At 35.1% G+C, this 15,382-nt stretch carries 18 protein-coding genes, 1 other RNA gene and 1 pseudogene; 16 read left to right on the top strand and 4 right to left on the bottom strand.

The features are described from left to right. The first annotated feature begins 64 nt into the window (after positions 1-64). From IGJ02_RS11690 to IGJ02_RS11630, 13 genes are all read left to right on the top strand, one after another. The gene (locus IGJ02_RS11690; protein ID WP_010763026.1) at positions 65-703 is read left to right on the top strand and encodes a 3-keto-L-gulonate-6-phosphate decarboxylase UlaD; all 639 of its coding nucleotides are present in this window, start codon (positions 65-67) and stop codon (positions 701-703) included. A 5-nt stretch (positions 704-708) separates the two neighbouring features. Continuing rightward, the gene (locus IGJ02_RS11685) at positions 709-1,569 is read left to right on the top strand and encodes an L-ribulose-5-phosphate 3-epimerase (protein ID WP_430602098.1); all 861 of its coding nucleotides are present in this window, start codon (positions 709-711) and stop codon (positions 1,567-1,569) included. Positions 1,570-1,585: 16 nt separating this feature from the next. Next, positions 1,586-2,269 carry an L-ribulose-5-phosphate 4-epimerase gene (locus IGJ02_RS11680; protein WP_430604108.1) on the top strand — a complete coding sequence of 228 codons (684 nt, stop codon included), beginning with the start codon at positions 1,586-1,588 and terminating at the stop codon, positions 2,267-2,269. 167 nt (positions 2,270-2,436) lie between these two features. Next, complete coding sequence (locus IGJ02_RS11675; RefSeq protein WP_010763029.1) at positions 2,437-3,768, top strand: APC family permease; 1,332 nt, start codon at positions 2,437-2,439, stop codon at positions 3,766-3,768. 552 nt (positions 3,769-4,320) lie between these two features. Continuing rightward, a complete protein-coding gene (gene comGA / locus IGJ02_RS11670; protein ID WP_010763030.1) occupies positions 4,321-5,283 on the top strand; it encodes a competence type IV pilus ATPase ComGA in 963 nt (320 codons plus the stop codon). Beyond that, entirely contained in the window at positions 5,237-6,283 is a 1,047-nt protein-coding gene (gene comGB / locus IGJ02_RS11665; protein ID WP_430602097.1) for a competence type IV pilus assembly protein ComGB, read from the top strand. Before comGA ends, comGB begins: the two co-directional genes overlap by 47 nt. Then, a complete protein-coding gene (comGC, locus tag IGJ02_RS11660) occupies positions 6,280-6,564 on the top strand; it encodes a competence type IV pilus major pilin ComGC (protein ID WP_010763032.1) in 285 nt (94 codons plus the stop codon). Before comGB ends, comGC begins: the two co-directional genes overlap by 4 nt. Before the next feature lie 2 nt (positions 6,565-6,566). Further along, positions 6,567-7,016, top strand: coding sequence for a competence type IV pilus minor pilin ComGD (gene comGD, locus IGJ02_RS11655; protein ID WP_034682620.1), 450 nt, complete (start codon positions 6,567-6,569; stop codon positions 7,014-7,016). A gap of 46 nt (positions 7,017-7,062) precedes the next feature. Continuing rightward, on the top strand, positions 7,063-7,314 hold the full coding sequence (locus IGJ02_RS11650; RefSeq protein WP_244264858.1) for a type II secretion system protein: 252 nt from the start codon (positions 7,063-7,065) through the stop codon (positions 7,312-7,314). Then, positions 7,280-7,753 carry a competence type IV pilus minor pilin ComGF gene (gene comGF, locus IGJ02_RS11645; protein ID WP_430602096.1) on the top strand — a complete coding sequence of 158 codons (474 nt, stop codon included), beginning with the start codon at positions 7,280-7,282 and terminating at the stop codon, positions 7,751-7,753. Before IGJ02_RS11650 ends, comGF begins: the two co-directional genes overlap by 35 nt. Then, entirely contained in the window at positions 7,746-8,084 is a 339-nt protein-coding gene (gene comGG, locus IGJ02_RS11640; RefSeq protein ID WP_010763036.1) for a competence type IV pilus minor pilin ComGG, read from the top strand. Before comGF ends, comGG begins: the two co-directional genes overlap by 8 nt. A gap of 267 nt (positions 8,085-8,351) precedes the next feature. Beyond that, positions 8,352-9,359, top strand: a complete 1,008-nt coding sequence (locus IGJ02_RS11635; RefSeq protein WP_430602095.1) for a class I SAM-dependent methyltransferase — start codon at positions 8,352-8,354, stop codon at positions 9,357-9,359. 25 nt (positions 9,360-9,384) lie between these two features. Further along, positions 9,385-10,572, top strand: coding sequence for an acetate kinase (locus tag IGJ02_RS11630; protein WP_010763038.1), 1,188 nt, complete (start codon positions 9,385-9,387; stop codon positions 10,570-10,572). 54 nt (positions 10,573-10,626) lie between these two features. Here IGJ02_RS11630 and IGJ02_RS11625 read toward each other — a convergent pair whose 3' ends face one another. From IGJ02_RS11625 to IGJ02_RS11610, 4 genes are all read right to left on the bottom strand, one after another. Next, entirely contained in the window at positions 10,627-11,103 is a 477-nt protein-coding gene (locus tag IGJ02_RS11625; RefSeq protein WP_430602094.1) for a universal stress protein, read from the bottom strand. Between the two features lie 98 nt (positions 11,104-11,201). Next, complete coding sequence (locus IGJ02_RS11620; RefSeq protein WP_010763040.1) at positions 11,202-11,480, bottom strand: hypothetical protein; 279 nt, start codon at positions 11,478-11,480, stop codon at positions 11,202-11,204. A 69-nt stretch (positions 11,481-11,549) separates the two neighbouring features. After that, positions 11,550-11,743: non-coding RNA, 6S RNA (gene ssrS, locus IGJ02_RS11615), on the bottom strand. Positions 11,744-11,805: 62 nt separating this feature from the next. Beyond that, positions 11,806-13,095 (bottom strand): replication-associated recombination protein A, encoded by a 1,290-nt coding sequence (locus IGJ02_RS11610; protein ID WP_010763041.1) that lies wholly within the window; start codon positions 13,093-13,095, stop codon positions 11,806-11,808. A gap of 203 nt (positions 13,096-13,298) precedes the next feature. Here IGJ02_RS11610 and IGJ02_RS11605 point away from each other — a divergent pair. The 3 genes and pseudogenes from IGJ02_RS11605 to prmA all read left to right on the top strand — a co-directional run bounded on the left by IGJ02_RS11605 (position 13,299) and on the right by prmA (position 15,381). Next, a pseudogene (locus IGJ02_RS11605) lies at positions 13,299-13,998 on the top strand (DNA-3-methyladenine glycosylase). Then, positions 13,934-14,419, top strand: a complete 486-nt coding sequence (locus IGJ02_RS11600; RefSeq protein ID WP_010763043.1) for a DUF3013 family protein — start codon at positions 13,934-13,936, stop codon at positions 14,417-14,419. The pseudogene IGJ02_RS11605 and the gene IGJ02_RS11600 overlap by 65 nt, the downstream one beginning before the upstream one ends. Positions 14,420-14,433: 14 nt before the next feature. Further along, positions 14,434-15,381 (top strand): 50S ribosomal protein L11 methyltransferase, encoded by a 948-nt coding sequence (prmA, locus tag IGJ02_RS11595; RefSeq protein WP_010763044.1) that lies wholly within the window; start codon positions 14,434-14,436, stop codon positions 15,379-15,381. Position 15,382 lies beyond the last annotated feature (1 nt).

Raw genomic sequence — 15,382 nt, 5'->3', positions numbered from 1 at the left:
ATGAGGCTGGGGAACATTATAATGTCCTAGCCTCTTGAAAAATGAAAGTAAGGAGAGCGAAAAAATGAGTAGACCTAATTTACAAGTGGCGTTAGATCATTCTGATTTACCTAGTGCAATCAAAGATGTGGTTGCAGTTGGCGAAATTGTAGATATCGTAGAAGTCGGGACGATTCTTTGCTTGCAGGCAGGAGCAGAAGCAGTACGCTGTATTCGTGCATTATACCCTGATAAAAAAGTAGTTGCAGATACAAAATGTGCAGATGCTGGTGGAACTGTTGCAAAAAATTGCCGAGAATCTGGGGCAGATTGGATGACGGTCATTTGTTGTGCAACGATACCAACAATGAAAGCTGCTGCAAAAGAAGTAGAAGAAATCCAAGTTGAATTATATGGAGATTGGACATATGAGCAAGCACAAAAGTGGTTGGATGCAGGGATTTCTCAAGCTATTTATCATCAAAGCAGAGATGCACTTTTAGCAGGTGAAACTTGGGGAGACAAAGATTTGACCAAAGTAAGAAAATTGATTGAGATGGGATTTAGAGTTTCGGTTACGGGTGGATTGGATATAGAAACATTAAAACTATTCAAAGATCTCGATGTCTATACGTTTATTACTGGTCGAGGGATCACAGCTTCTGAAAATCCTAAAAAAGCTGCACAAGATTTTCAAGCAGAAATCAAACGTATTTGGGGGTAAAGTTTATGACTACAATAGGAATCTATGAAAAAGCACTCCCTAAAGATATTGACTGGAAAGAACGTTTACTATTAGCAAAAAAATTAGAGTTTGATTTTGTTGAAATGTCGATCGATGAAACAGATGAACGTCTTCAAAGGCTAGACTGGACAAAAGAAGAGCGAAAAGAAGTAAGAGAGGCAATTCATGAGACTGGGGTAAAGATATTATCGATTTGTTTAAGTGGACATCGACGTTTTCCCTTTGGTTCTGAGGATCGGAGCAAACGAATTGAAGCGATGAACTTAATGGGAAAAGCAATAGACTTGGCTTCCGACTTAGGTGTTCGCACCATTCAACTTGCTGGTTATGATGTTTATTATGAAAAGAAAACGTTAAAATCCAGAGAGTATTTCATTGAAAATTTAAAAAAAGCAGTTGCAATGGCAGCAGCAAAAGAAATTGTGCTTTCAATAGAAATTATGGATGATCCATTCATAAATTCTATTTCTAAATTTTTGAAAATCAAAGATCAAATTCGCTCACCTTATCTACAAGTGTATCCTGATGTTGGCAATTTATCGGCTTGGCCGGAAAATGATGTTGGTTATGAATTAGAAATCGGAATTGATCAGATTTCTGCAATTCATTTGAAAGATACTCTGGCTGTAACGGAACAGTTTCCTGGTAAATTTAAAGAAGTTCCCTTTGGAAATGGATGTGTAGATTTTTTAGGGTGTCTTAAAACCTTAAAGCGTTTGGAATATAATGGGCCGTTCCTAATTGAAATGTGGAGTGAAAATAGTGAAACACCCGAAAAAGAAATCGAACAAGCAAAGGCATTTTTATTTCCTTATTTGAAGGAGGCTGGGTATCGTGACAAATAAATTACTAGTAGATGAGATGAAAGAAAGAGTTTTTGCTGCAAATCTAACGTTACCTAAAGTAGGTTTGGTAAAACTTACGTGGGGAAATGTTAGTGAAATCAATCGGGAAGCAGGCTTGATTGTAATCAAGCCAAGCGGTGTTTCATACCAAACCATGCAAATGAAGGACATGGTTGTAACTGATCTAAATGGAGAAGTGTTAGAAAAAGGAATGAAGCCTTCATCAGATCTCGCTACACACGTTGAATTATATAAAGCTTTTAAAGAAATCAACTCAGTAGTACACACTCATTCAAAACATGCAGTAATGTGGGCACAAGCTGGTCGAGAGATACCGGCTTATGGTACTACTCATGCAGATACTTTTTATGGGGTTGTTCCTTGTACACGTCAACTATCCTCAGAAGAAGTAACCTCTGCCTATGAAGAGGAAACAGGAAAAGTAATTGTTGAAACCTTTAATGAAAAAAAAATTGATCCTTCGGCAGTTCCTGGAGTACTAGTTTATGGACACGGACCGTTTACTTGGGGGAAAACGCCACAACAGGCTGTAGAAAATAGTATTGTTTTAGATGAGATAGCTGAAATGGCTTGTGCAACGGAAGTTGTAAATGATTCAGTAATGCCGATTCCTCAATACCTTTTAGATAAACATTTTTTTAGAAAACATGGTAAAAATGCATACTATGGGCAATCTTAAAACATAGATTCTTTTTGATTAGTAGTGTAGATAAGTCTGATAAGGACCTTGTCTGCACTTTTTTGTTTTTTTAAAGAAATGATAGTTTGAATTTTATGTAGTACTTGAATTTAAATTTAGAAAAGCTATACTAGAAAAATAACTTAAAAGAGAGAAAGAGGATGAGTATGGGGGAGAATCAATTAAAACGTGAAATTTCACTATTTGGCGCTTTTTCAACAGTTATGGGAACTGTTATTGGTGCAGGGGTCTTTTTTAAAACAGCAAGTGTAGTTAGCTTCGCTCATTCACCAAGTTTAACGATTTTTGCTTGGGTATTAGGTGGTGTTTTAACTTTATGTGCAGGTTTAACAAGTGCTGAATTAGCTACAGCTATTCCAAAAACAGGAGGAGCTGTTAAATATATTGAATATACATATGGAAAGTTGCCAGGCTTTTTGCTAGGGTGGGCACAAAGTGTAATTTATTTTCCAGCTAACATTGCGGCCTTATCGATTATTTTCAGTACACAATTTATACACTTATTTCATTTATCAAATAATCTTTTGTTACCAATCGCGCTTGGAACAGGCGCAAGCGTCACCATAGTTAATTTATTAGGTACTAAAAGTGCAGCAAATTTACAGTCTTTTACATTAGTAATCAAGATGATCCCAATCGCTTTGATCGTGCTAGTAGGATTTTTTATGCCAGCCAATGTAGAAGTTTCATTATTTCCTATTAAAGCTGGTGGAGATAGCAACTTTATTCAAGCACTTAGCGGCTCATTACTAGCAACGATGTTCGCCTATGATGGTTGGTTGGGTGTTGGCGCTGTAGCAGGTGAAATGAAACGACCAGAAAAAGATTTACCAAAGGCAATATTTTTTGGCTTGACGTTTATCACGATTGTTTACGTTTTAATTAATTTTGTTTTTCTTAAAACATTGCCAATCGAACAGCTTTCTGGAAATTTGAATGCAGCGTCAGAAGCATCAAATCAAATTTTTGGTTCAATTGGCGGTAAGGTAGTGACGATTGGGATTTTGATTTCTGTTTATGGTGCATTAAATGGGTACACGATGACGGGAATTCGAGTTCCTTATGCTTTAGCATTAGAAGAAATGATCCCTTTTAGCAAACAGTTTCAAAAGCTGTCTAAAAAATATGTTGTTCCTTATGTAGCAGGTATTTTTCAGTTTGGTATCGCAGCCGTCATGATGTTTTTTGGTAGCTTTGATTTGTTAACAGATATGTTAGTGTTTGTTATGTGGCTATTTAGTCTTTTGATATTTTTTGCAGTATTTATTTTAAGAAAAAAAGAGCCTGAACTGAATCGCCCCTACAAAGTTCCTTTTTATCCAGTAATTCCTATTATAGCAATTATTGGCGGATTGTTTATTTTAATCACTACACTGTTTACACAAACGATATTAGCCAGTATTGGTATTGGAGTGACCTTATTAGGAGTTCCTATTTATCTGTTAAATCAAAAGTCAAAAGCGGTAAAAAGTAAATAACTTTCATTTAATGTCAAGAATTTATCGCTTTTTAATAAGAGTTTGATAAAATTGGCCAAAATTATTTGGTATAATGATCTTGATCTAAGTCTTTGTCATCAGATAAAGCATGACTCTTGCTTAACCCTTTTAGGCAGGAGTTCATTTTTCTCAAAAATTTTAATAAAATTAACAATTTCTGAAAGACATTCTAGTCAAATTTTTAGTATAATGGATATATCAAAACGATAAACTATTTTGGGGAAGATAGTGCATCAGAACTCTTGGTAAAGCTATAAATGTTGAAATATCAACATTTATAGCTTTATTTTTTTACTTTTAAAACGAAGGATTAGTATGGGGATGGGAAAATGGAACGCTTTATCTAACTATTTGTTAAAGTAATTCGAAATAAATAAGGTGTTAGAGGTTAACAAGGTAAGCAAAAAAGATAAAATTTGTGGATACGATTTAATTATCATGAAACCAGAACAAAACTTAAGATGTTTTGTTCTGGTTTTTTTGCAATAATATTTAGTTTAATTGCGTATATTATTTTAAGGAGGGAAGTAGATGGATATTAAAGAGTTTTCATTGAGCTTGATTGAATGGGGAATGACAGAATGTATTCAGGATATCTATGTTTTACCTGTTGAGAATAAGGTTCAGGTATTTGCTAGGAGAGGCAAAAGCCGAGTTATCTTTAAAGAACTAAACGAAAGTGAGGGAGAAAAATTAATTTTTCATTTTAAATTTATCGGCAGCATGGATGTAGGTGAAAAAAGGAAGGCGCAAGTTGGTTCAGCGACATATGCAATCAATCAAAATATTGTTCGCTTACGATTATCAACAGTTGGTGATTTTAGACAAAGGGAGAGTCTAGTTATTCGCTTTTTGCATATTTTTGGAACTAGTCGGGAAAACTATTTTTTGCCCCAGCAATTAACCATTATTAGAGGACAAGTTAAACGCCGTGGGTTACATTTATTTTGCGGACCTGTTGGCTCAGGTAAAACGACGTTAATGTACAAATTAGCGAAAGAGACAGATCAATTTCAACAAGTAATCACAATAGAAGATCCTGTTGAAATCGAAGAAAAAGCTTTTTTACAGTTGCAGACTAATACTAAGATTGATTTAACTTACGATGTATTGATCAAAGCCTGTTTACGTCATCGTCCTGATATTTTGATTATTGGAGAGATTAGAGATGGACTTACCGCCCAAGCTGCAATTAGAGCCGCACTTACAGGACATACGGTATTTGCAACGATTCACGCAAGAAGTATCACTGGAGTATATGAACGGCTCATTGAACTAGGCGTTCAGCAAAGAGAGATTATTGAATGTGTGGCAGGTATTATTTACCAACGACTATTACCTTTTCGGACTACTACTGAAGAAGAAGTCAGTGGGTTACTTATGGACTATGATTTTTCCGGAAAAAAAACCTCTAACTGGTTGAAAGAGTTAAGAAAGGTTTGGGCATATGGATTTATTGATAATCAAACATTTGAAGAAGAAAAAGAGCATTAAACTATCAAAACAACAACAGCAGTTGTTTATTCAATTATTGGCTGATTTGTTAAGTAATGGATTTACAATTCAGGAAAGTTTAGCATTTATGAAAAAATCCCGCTCAATTTCAAAATCAGCAATTGATTATTTGATTAACGTTATGGAACGCGGAGATCCGCTACATAGCGATTTAGCTGAATTGGGATTTAAGACGACCGTCATTACGCAAATTGAATTTGCTCAAACGCATGGAGATGTAGCTGGAACATTAAAAAAAATCAAAGAACATATGAAAATTGTTGATAAACAACAGCAAAATTTCTATAAGGTTATTAGCTATCCTGTGTTACTTTTACTTTTTTTAACAGTTGTTTTGATTAGCATTCGTCAAGTTTTATTGCCTCAACTAATGGCAAACGGAACGATTCAGGTAGAGAATATAGGGATTCAATTTATTCAGAAAAGTCCTTATTATATTGTGACATTTTTAGTTAGTTTAGTAATTTTGAGCCTTTTGGTTCGTGGTTATTTGAGCAAAAAAACTTTTTTTCAAAGAGCTTGGCTTGTTTCGAAGATCCCTTTTTTAGGAAATCTTTATAGAGAATATAATTCAGCATTTTTCGCACTTGAATGGGGAAAATTATTTTCTCAAGGATTAGAAATCAAAGCGGTCATTCAATTGATGCAAGTGACGGAACAACGATCCTTAATTAGTGAACTTGCTGAAATGATCGAAGAGCAATCAATGTTAGGGCATACGTTTTATGAGCAATTACCAAAATTTTCCTTCTTTTCTCCAGAGTTGTCTTTGATTATTCAACAAGGTCAGGTCAAAGGGAACTTAGGAAAAGAATTGATTTTGTATAGCGAACTATGCTGGCAACGTTTTTTTAAACGAATGGAAAAATTGATTCAGTGGATTCAACCGGTTATTTTCTTAGTGGTAGCATTGTTAGTTGTGAGTATCTATGCAGCGATGTTGTTACCAATTTATGGTGGAATGGAGGAATTTTTATGAAAAAGAAAAAACAACGAATAAATTACAAAGGGTTTACCTTGTTAGAAATGCTTGTTGTGCTACTAATAATTTCTGTCTTAATTTTATTATTCGTTCCGAATCTTTCAAAACATAAAGAAGGAGTAGATAAGAAAGGCAATGAAGCGATTGTTAAAATAATAGAAACACAAATGGATCTTTATGTTATGGAAAAAAATCAAACGCCAACACTAGAGCAGCTTTTAAAAGATGAATATATTACGCAAGAACAATTTGAGAAATATCAAGCAAACAAGAAATGATCATGAATAATATGAAAGGTTTTACTTTAATAGAATCGTTGATCGTTGTGTTTATTTGTACTATTTTTATGTTGCTTCCAACACTCGCTATAAAAAAATGGAAACAAGTGTTAGAAGTCGATCAATTTTTATCCTCATTTGAAAAGAAATTGCTTTTCACACAACAAATGTCTGTTGTCAATACAATAGACACTCAGATTGTATTTTTTGAGCAGAGTCAGCAAATCCATTTCTTGATTCCAAAAAGCGAGCATACATTGGAAACAGAAATATTGGAAATACCAGTGACGTTAATAGCTAATGGGCCTGATAAAATCACTTTTAAAAAGGGATCAGGTAATAACGGGAAGTTATCAAAATTTTCTTTTTCATGGACACAAAGAAAACAATTAATTGAATTCCAATTTCAGTTAGGAAGTGGTCGCTATCTTAAAAAAATCAAACAACTATAGCGGATATATATTACTAGAAAGTTTAGTTGCACTTGGATTATTATGCTTGATAACGGGAAGTTATATATCAATCAATACATTTCTACTAAAGAAAAATAAGCAAGCAACGAATCAATTACAGCTTCACAGAGTTTTGTATGAAGAAATGAAGCGTTATGAAAATCATGGTGGGCTGTTGACTCAAGACATACATTTAGAAAATAGTCACTATCAACTAAAACTTTATAATACTGAGAATAAGTTGATAGAAGTGGAGATTACAGATGGAAAAGAGAGCTTTACACTTAAAAAAGAGTGATACACAGAATAATTTTTTAGGTTTTACCTTAATTGAATGTTTACTTGCGTTGTTTTTATTATCGATTATTTGTATGCTTTTTTCAGCTTCAATTAAAAATGCTAGCTTGGTGACTAGCTATTTAAAAAGTGAACAGAAAAAAGAATGGCATATATTTGTGATCCAATTAGAAAACGAGTTAAAAAATTGTCGCTATGAGAAAACGCAGGCAAATAAAATTATTCTAAAAAATAAAAAGAACAGTAAAACGGTGTGGATCGAATATAAGTTAGGTAAGATTGTAAAGGTAGAAAATGGCGGTTATCAGCCACTTCTGATGGAAGTTAAACGAGCGAATTTTATAGAGGTTGATAAAGCCATTGCGATGAAAGTGCTCTTTGAGAATAATTTGCAGGTCGAAGCAAAATGGATCATCACAAAGGAACATGAAAATGAATAAGCGATACAAAGGCGGAGTTTTACTGACGACATTACTGTTGGTCTTTTTATTTAGTTTTATTTTTATGTTAGTTTTAGAAGACTTTCAGCTGACACAGAAATTTACAAAAAATACCAAAGATTACTATGTGGCCAAAACCATGGTAAGTATGTTTCTTTACGATATTAAGCAGGAGCAAGCATCACTTGAAAAAGAAGGACAGCAAAGATTTTCTTCTGGTATATTGGAGTACAGATATGATCAAACAACGATAAAGTTTATCATTCATATAAACCAAACCACGTATGAATTTCAAGAAGAGTATCGGGTAATGAAAAAAGAGTCATCTTGAAGTAAAATAACGTCACTTGAATTTTAAAAATAAGAGTAATTGAAAATTTGTGAAACGTGTATCAAAGAAATAATAAAAATAACTAATACAGAGGTGAGTTTTTAAATGAAATTATATTAGAATCTATTTAATATTTTTGTAAAAATAAGACTAGTTCGCTGATTTACAAATATTATTAGGAAATTGATTGATTATTGTCTGGTTTTTCGTTAAAATAGAACAGGTATGAAAATTGTTATATTATAGATGGAAATTGAGGTGTTTCTTTTGTTCCCTGAGAAAATAGAAAAGGCTTTCGGTTTAATGGAACAGGCCATCGGAATACTTAAACGATCTTTAGATACTTCTTTTTTGGATGCCTACACTGAAAATGGTGAAAATATCATTGATAATTATCAAGTACGTGTAGTAGATGGGGTCCCCGATGAGCAGACTGTTCAAAAACTTAAAACCATTTATGACCAACTACAAGCAATCGAATTGGAACCAGAAGAAATTAGACGTTTGTCTCAGTTGATTTTACTTAAAGGGAATAAAGCAGAGTCCTTACAGGCAAATCATCAACTAACACCGGATAGTATTGGTTTCTTGTTTGTTTATTTGATTGAACAACTTTACAGTCCTGATCAATCACTAAAAATACTGGATATTGCAACAGGGATGGGTAATCTTCTTTTGACGACGGTTCTTAACTTGAACTTAGTGAACTATACAGTTCAAGGCTTTGGTGTGGACATCGATGATACGTTACTTTCAGTTTCAGCTACCAATAATGAGTGGACACAGGCTACGATTCAACTATTCCATCAAGACGGATTGCAGGACTTACTTGTTGATCCTGTCGATGTAGCAATCAGTGACTTACCGATTGGCTATTATCCAAATGATGAAAAAGCCAAAGAGTTTGATTCAGCGGCAGATGAAGGTCACAGTTACGCTCATCACTTATTGATGGAACAAGCGATGAAATTTGTTAAACCTAATGGCTATGGACTGTTTTTGATCCCAACGAATATTTTAGAAACAGAACAGAGTTCATTTTTCAAAAACTGGCTGCAAAAAAATGTTTATCTGCAAGGGATGATTCAGTTACCAGATGAGCTTTTCAAATCTGAACAGTCAAGAAAAAGCATTTTGTTTGTGCAAAATAAAGGTGAACATAGTGAACAAGTAAAAGAAGTGCTTGTAGCAAAATTAGGTTCGTTAAAAGATCCTACAAAAGTTACACAATTTTTTCAACAATTTGAGGCTTGGAAGTCTTCAAATTTAAAATAAAACAACTGATAAAGAGGAGAGTATTATGTCTAAAACAATTGCAATTAATGCTGGAAGTTCAAGTTTAAAATGGCAGCTATACCAAATGCCAAATGAAGAAGTTATCGCTAAAGGAATCGTTGAACGAATTGGTTTAAATGATTCTATCTTTACAATCAAATATGGCAATGACGAAAAATATGAAGAAATCATTGACATCAACGATCATGATGTTGCAGTTAAAATGTTATTGGATAAATTAACTGAATTAAAAATTTTGGCTTCTTATGATGAAATTACAGGTGTTGGACACCGTGTAGTTGCAGGTGGAGAAGACTTTAAAGATTCTGTAGTTATCGACGATGAAGTTTTAGCCAAAATCGAAAAATTAGCAGAACTTGCACCTTTACACAATCCAGCGAATGCAATGGGAATCAAAGCATTCAAAAAAATCTTACCTGAAATTATCAGTGTTGCTGTTTTTGATACATCTTTCCATACAACAATGCCAAAACACAATTTCTTATACAGTATTCCAACTGAATACTATGAAAAATTTGCTGCTCGTAAATATGGTGCGCATGGAACAAGCCATAAATTTGTTGCTGAACGTGCAGCGGAAATGCTTGGCCGTCCAATCGAAGAATTAAAAATCATTACTTGTCACTTAGGTAACGGTGCGTCAATCACAGCGGTTGATGGTGGTAAATCAGTAGATACATCAATGGGCTTCACACCACTTGCAGGTGTAACAATGGGGACTCGTTCTGGAGATATTGATCCTTCTTTATTAGCTTACCTAATGGAAAAACTTGAATTGACTGATATCAAAGACATGATCGATATTTTAAATAAAAAATCAGGTTTACTTGGTTTGACTGGTATCTCTAGTGATATGCGTGATTTAGAAGCAAACATGGATAAAGAAGCTGTTCAAGTAGCGTACGATATTTTCACAGACCGTATCCGTAAATACATTGGTAGTTATGTAACTGTATTAAACGGTGTTGATGCAATTGTCTTTACTGCTGGAATTGGTGAAAATGATTCACACGTTCGTAGTGAAGTAATCAAAGGCATGACTTGGTTCGGTTGTGAATTAGATGATGAGAAAAACAATGTTCGTGGAAAAGAATCAGTGATTTCTACAGAGGATTCTAAAGTTAAAGTATTATTGATTCCAACAGACGAAGAATTGATGATTGCTCGTGATGTTGAGCGTCTAAGAAAATAATATTCACAAAAAAAGCAACTCGACAAAAATCGAGTTGCTTTTTTATTTAAAAAATTATTCTTCGTCTTGTTGAACTGGAATTTTATTGTCTAAATCGGTTCTGACCACAAGTACATCACAAGCGGCGTTTCGAATAACATATTCAGAAACAGAGCCAATAAATAAACGTTCAACAGCATTTAAACCTGTTGCCCCCAACATAATCAAGTCAACTTCCTGATCTTGAGGCAGTTGTTTGGCGATCAAAGGTTTTGGAGCACCATATTCAATGACACTAGATACTTTTTCACATCCATGTTCTTTTGCCTGTTTTTTGTATCCTTCAAGTGTTTGCTTGGCCATCTCTGTTGCTTGTTCAGCTAAGACACCATCAAATGAAGAAACAGATTGAAATGCTCGTGTATCAATCACATGAGCTAATAGTAACTCTGCATCATTTCTCATAGCCACATTCATTGCTTTTTGAAAAGCTAATTCCGCTTCTGATGATCCATCAACAGCAACCATGATTTTACGATAATTTTGTAACATTGTGATCACTCCTTTTCAAATAGTTTAAAATAGATAGTTCTTTATACTCTAATTGTAGAACAAAACCGCGAAAAAGGAAAATAAAAAAGAAGATACTATTATAGAATCTTCTTGGCAAACATAACACTGAAAACAGCTGAAATTACAAGCAAGCTAAAAATATAGAACAACGAGAAAAACTTTAGGTTAAAGATTCCAACCAAGATACCCATAGCAGCTAAAATCAGATAGAAAACACCAAACTGATGTAAAAACTGCTTATTTTCGTCAGGTTCACCGTTGTGCATCAATGGTAAAAAAACAGTTGCTTTTTTTAATAAATAAATACCGATAATAACTAATAACGCTACAGATACAAAAATAAGTACGCGAATCATGCATTGAACCTCCATCAAATAAAAAACAATTTGCACTTCGCAAATTGTTCGGTAATCAAAATAAAAAAGGTAAAATCCGTCGATGCCGTTATTCGTCCTATAGTATTGAACCCGCAAACAAAGCAGGTGGGTTCCACGACTGACAGCTTCGAACTACCAAATGATAAGGCATGTTACCAGCTTAGGTACCAGAAGGATCCCTAGATATCAATAAAATGTTCGGTCAACACACAAAAAAGACAACGCGTACATCACAGATTTACCATCTTTATAATAGCACAATATAGCACAAACAGCAATGAGGGTGCTTGAAATTGGAAGCGGATTATTTTTTGTATTTATTTTCCTTTTTCCAATTTTGGATCCGCTGATACTGAAGGTTTAGTGCTTGCTCGTACTTTCCAGTATCGATTGGTTCATAATAATGAGCATTTTTTATTTTATCTGGAAGATACTGCTGATCTACCCATGCATTCTCAAAGTTGTGTGGATATTGGTAACCAATTCCTCGGTTCAAATCTTTAGCACCAGAATAATGGCTATCGCGTAAATGATCTGGAACATCTCCAGCTTTTCCGTCGCGTATATCGGCCAAAGCAGCATCAATTGCGCTGAGAGCAGAATTAGATTTGGGTGATAGGCATAAATCAATCACAACACTGGCAAGAGGAATGCGTGCTTCGGGGAAACCAAGTTTCTCTGCAGCTTGAACAGCAGTGATTGTACGTGCAGCAGCCGGTGGATTTCCTAAACCAACATCTTCATACGCAATGACCATCAAACGGCGGCAAATAATTGGTAAGTCGCCAGCTTCAACTAACCTGCCCAGATAATGAAGAGCAGCATCAACGTCACTGCCCCGAATCGATTTTTGAAACGCGGAAATAACGTCATAATGAGCATCACCATTTTTATCGTGCGTCAAGGCTTTGCGTTGTACACATTCTTCAATGACAGAAAGAGTGATTTCAATTTTGTTATCTTCATTTTCAGGTGTTGATTTTACAGCTAATTCTAGCCCATTTAAAGCACTACGCAAGTCACCATTCGTTGCGCGAGATAAATGCTGCAGCGCTTTTTCTTCTAAAACTACTGGAAATTCTCCTAAACCACGTTCTGAGTCAGTCAATGCTTCTTTTACAGCTTTTTGAATATCTAATTCAGTTAATGGCTTGACTTCAAAGATTTGTGTCCGACTTCGAATGGCTGGATTGATTGTAATGTATGGATTCTCCGTTGTTGCTCCAATCATAATAATTCGGCCGCTCTCAAGGTGAGGCAACAAAAAATCTTGTTTTGTTTTATCTAAACGATGGACTTCATCTAGTAATAAGATCACAGTACCGCTCATCTTTGCTTCTTCTGCGACGATTTGTAGATCTTTTTTTGTGTCAGTTGCAGCATTCAATAGGCGGAAAGCATAATTTGTAGAACCTGCAATCGCACTGGCAATACTAGTTTTACCTGTACCTGGTGGACCGTATAAAATCATGGATGAAAGCATGCGAGCTTCGACCATTCTCCGGATGATTTTTCCAGGTCCAACAAGTTGTTGCTGACCAACAACTTCATCTAAATTACGTGGGCGCATGCGGTAAGCTAATGGTTTTTGCATCGTTGAACCTCCTTATTTTAAAGCTGAAAGGCTAGCTAATAAATTCTTTATCTATACATTATACCATAAAGAACATACGTTTGTGAAAGAGCCTGTTTTATTCATTAAAACAAGAGAAAAATCAGAATTTATCTTACTAATCGTTTGTTATTTCAATGGATAATAGGCCTAGATTCGTGTATGATAGGAAGTGGTGAAAAATAATGAATGACACAATAAATTTTTTTAATACAAAGTCAACAGAAGAAATTGCTCAGTTTTTATTAGGAATGTACTTAGAACATGAGACTGAATCTGGTATACTCGCAGGTTATATAGTTGATACGGAAGCTTATTTAGGTCCGGAAGACGAAGCAGCTCACAGTTATGGATTGCGTAATACGCCGCGGTTAAAAGCCATGTATGAAAAACCTGGAACGATTTATTTATATACAATGCATACGCATTTGATTTTAAATATGGTGACACAAGAAAAAGGGAACCCCCAAGGAGTCATGATTCGTGCTATCGAGCCCATTGACGGAATTGAAAAAATGGAAAAGAATCGCAAGGGACGTAAAGGAATCGAGTTGACTAATGGACCTGGAAAGCTAGTCGCGGCCTTAGGAATTGGCAGAGAATTATATGGCCAATCGATCTTTGACAGTCCATTACGGATCGTTCCAGAAAAAAGAAAAGCACCAAAAAAAATCATTCCGCTTCCTCGAATTGGAATTCCTAATAAAGGAATTTGGACAGATTTGCCGTTAAGGTATGTTGTTTCAGGAAACCCTTATATCTCAAAACAAAAAAGAAGTGATATCGATCAAAAGGCCTTTGGCTGGAAGGAAGAAAATAAATGAAAAAAGAAACGATGTTAACCTATTTAGATCAACAAATTACCAAGAAAATCACAGAATATGATGTAGCTCTCGATTGGAACAGCAAAAACCATACAATTGAGGTTGTTTTTCGTTTGTTTGCTGAAAATACGGAGCATGAACAAATCGATGATGCACAAGGAACAGTTTCAGAGGAAGAAATCATTGAATTTGAAGACGGTATTTTGTTTTATAATCCTGACAAATCTTCTTTGGCTGAGGAAGAATTTCTAGCGATCATTCCTTATGAGGGCAAAAAAGGAATTAAACAGTCTGTCCTGGATGGTTTTGTCGATTATTTAAATGATGTTTTGACAGAAGGACAAAGTGATTTGTTAGACTTTTTAACGGATGAAGGGCAAGTCGTATTTGAGTTGAAATGGTCAGAAGAAGCCTTTGAAGAAGCTGTTCAAAAGTATCAAAAAGCAGAAGGCGATACATATATCGCTTATCCAAGCTATTAAAAAGAGGTGATCGTATGAAATGGACAGAAGTAAAAGTTGAAACAGCCAGCGAAGCGGTTGAAGCAATCTCAAATATTATGATGGAAGCTGGGGCCAGTGGAGTTGCTATTGAAGATTCTTTAGACGTAGAAAATTTTCAAAGCGATCTTTACGGAGAATTACTAGACAAAGAACAATTCACACATATCAAAGACGGTGCTTTGGTAATGGCTTATTTCCCTGAAACGACTTTTTTGCCAGAGATCCTTCCTTTTATTAAAGAAAGTATTACTCGTTTACCGGAATTTGGACTTGCAATTGGTAAAAATGAAGTCAGCGTTAGTGAAGTAGCTGAAAGTGATTGGGCAACAGCCTGGAAAAAATATTATCATCCAGTACGTGTGACCCGTTTTCTAACGATCGTTCCAAGTTGGGAAAAATATGAAGCCCAAGATGAGTTTGAAAAAATAATTACCTTGGATCCGGGAATGGCTTTTGGGACAGGGACGCATCCAACAACGCGTTTAACATTACAAGCTTTGGAAACAGTGTTGCGTGGGGGCGAAACGCTTCTGGATGTTGGAACTGGTTCAGGTGTATTGAGTATTGCGAGTAAATATTTAGGTGCAAAAGAAATTCATGCCTATGATCTTGATGAAGTAGCTGTGACTGCGGCAAAAGAAAATATGGACATGAATCCGATCGCAAGCGATGTTCATGTTTCAGCTAATGACTTGTTGAAAGATGTAACGATTGAAGCTGATGTGATCGTAGCGAATATTTTAGCGGATATCATAACATTGATGATCGAAGATGCATGGCGTTTATTGAAAAGTGATGGAACGTTGATTGTTTCTGGAATCATTCATGAGAAAAAAGCGATGATTATAGAAAAAATGACAGCAGCAGGTTTTCTTGTGGATCAGATTTTCCAACAAGGAGATTGGTATGCGATTATTTTAAAGAAAACAGAGGAAGAGTAAG

The organism is Enterococcus sp. DIV0724b (assembly GCF_050531475.1).
Taxonomy (GTDB): domain Bacteria; phylum Bacillota; class Bacilli; order Lactobacillales; family Enterococcaceae; genus Enterococcus_L; species Enterococcus_L haemoperoxidus.
The sequence above is the reverse complement of the archived record's forward strand: the minus strand, read 5'-3'. Positions and strand labels throughout refer to the sequence as shown.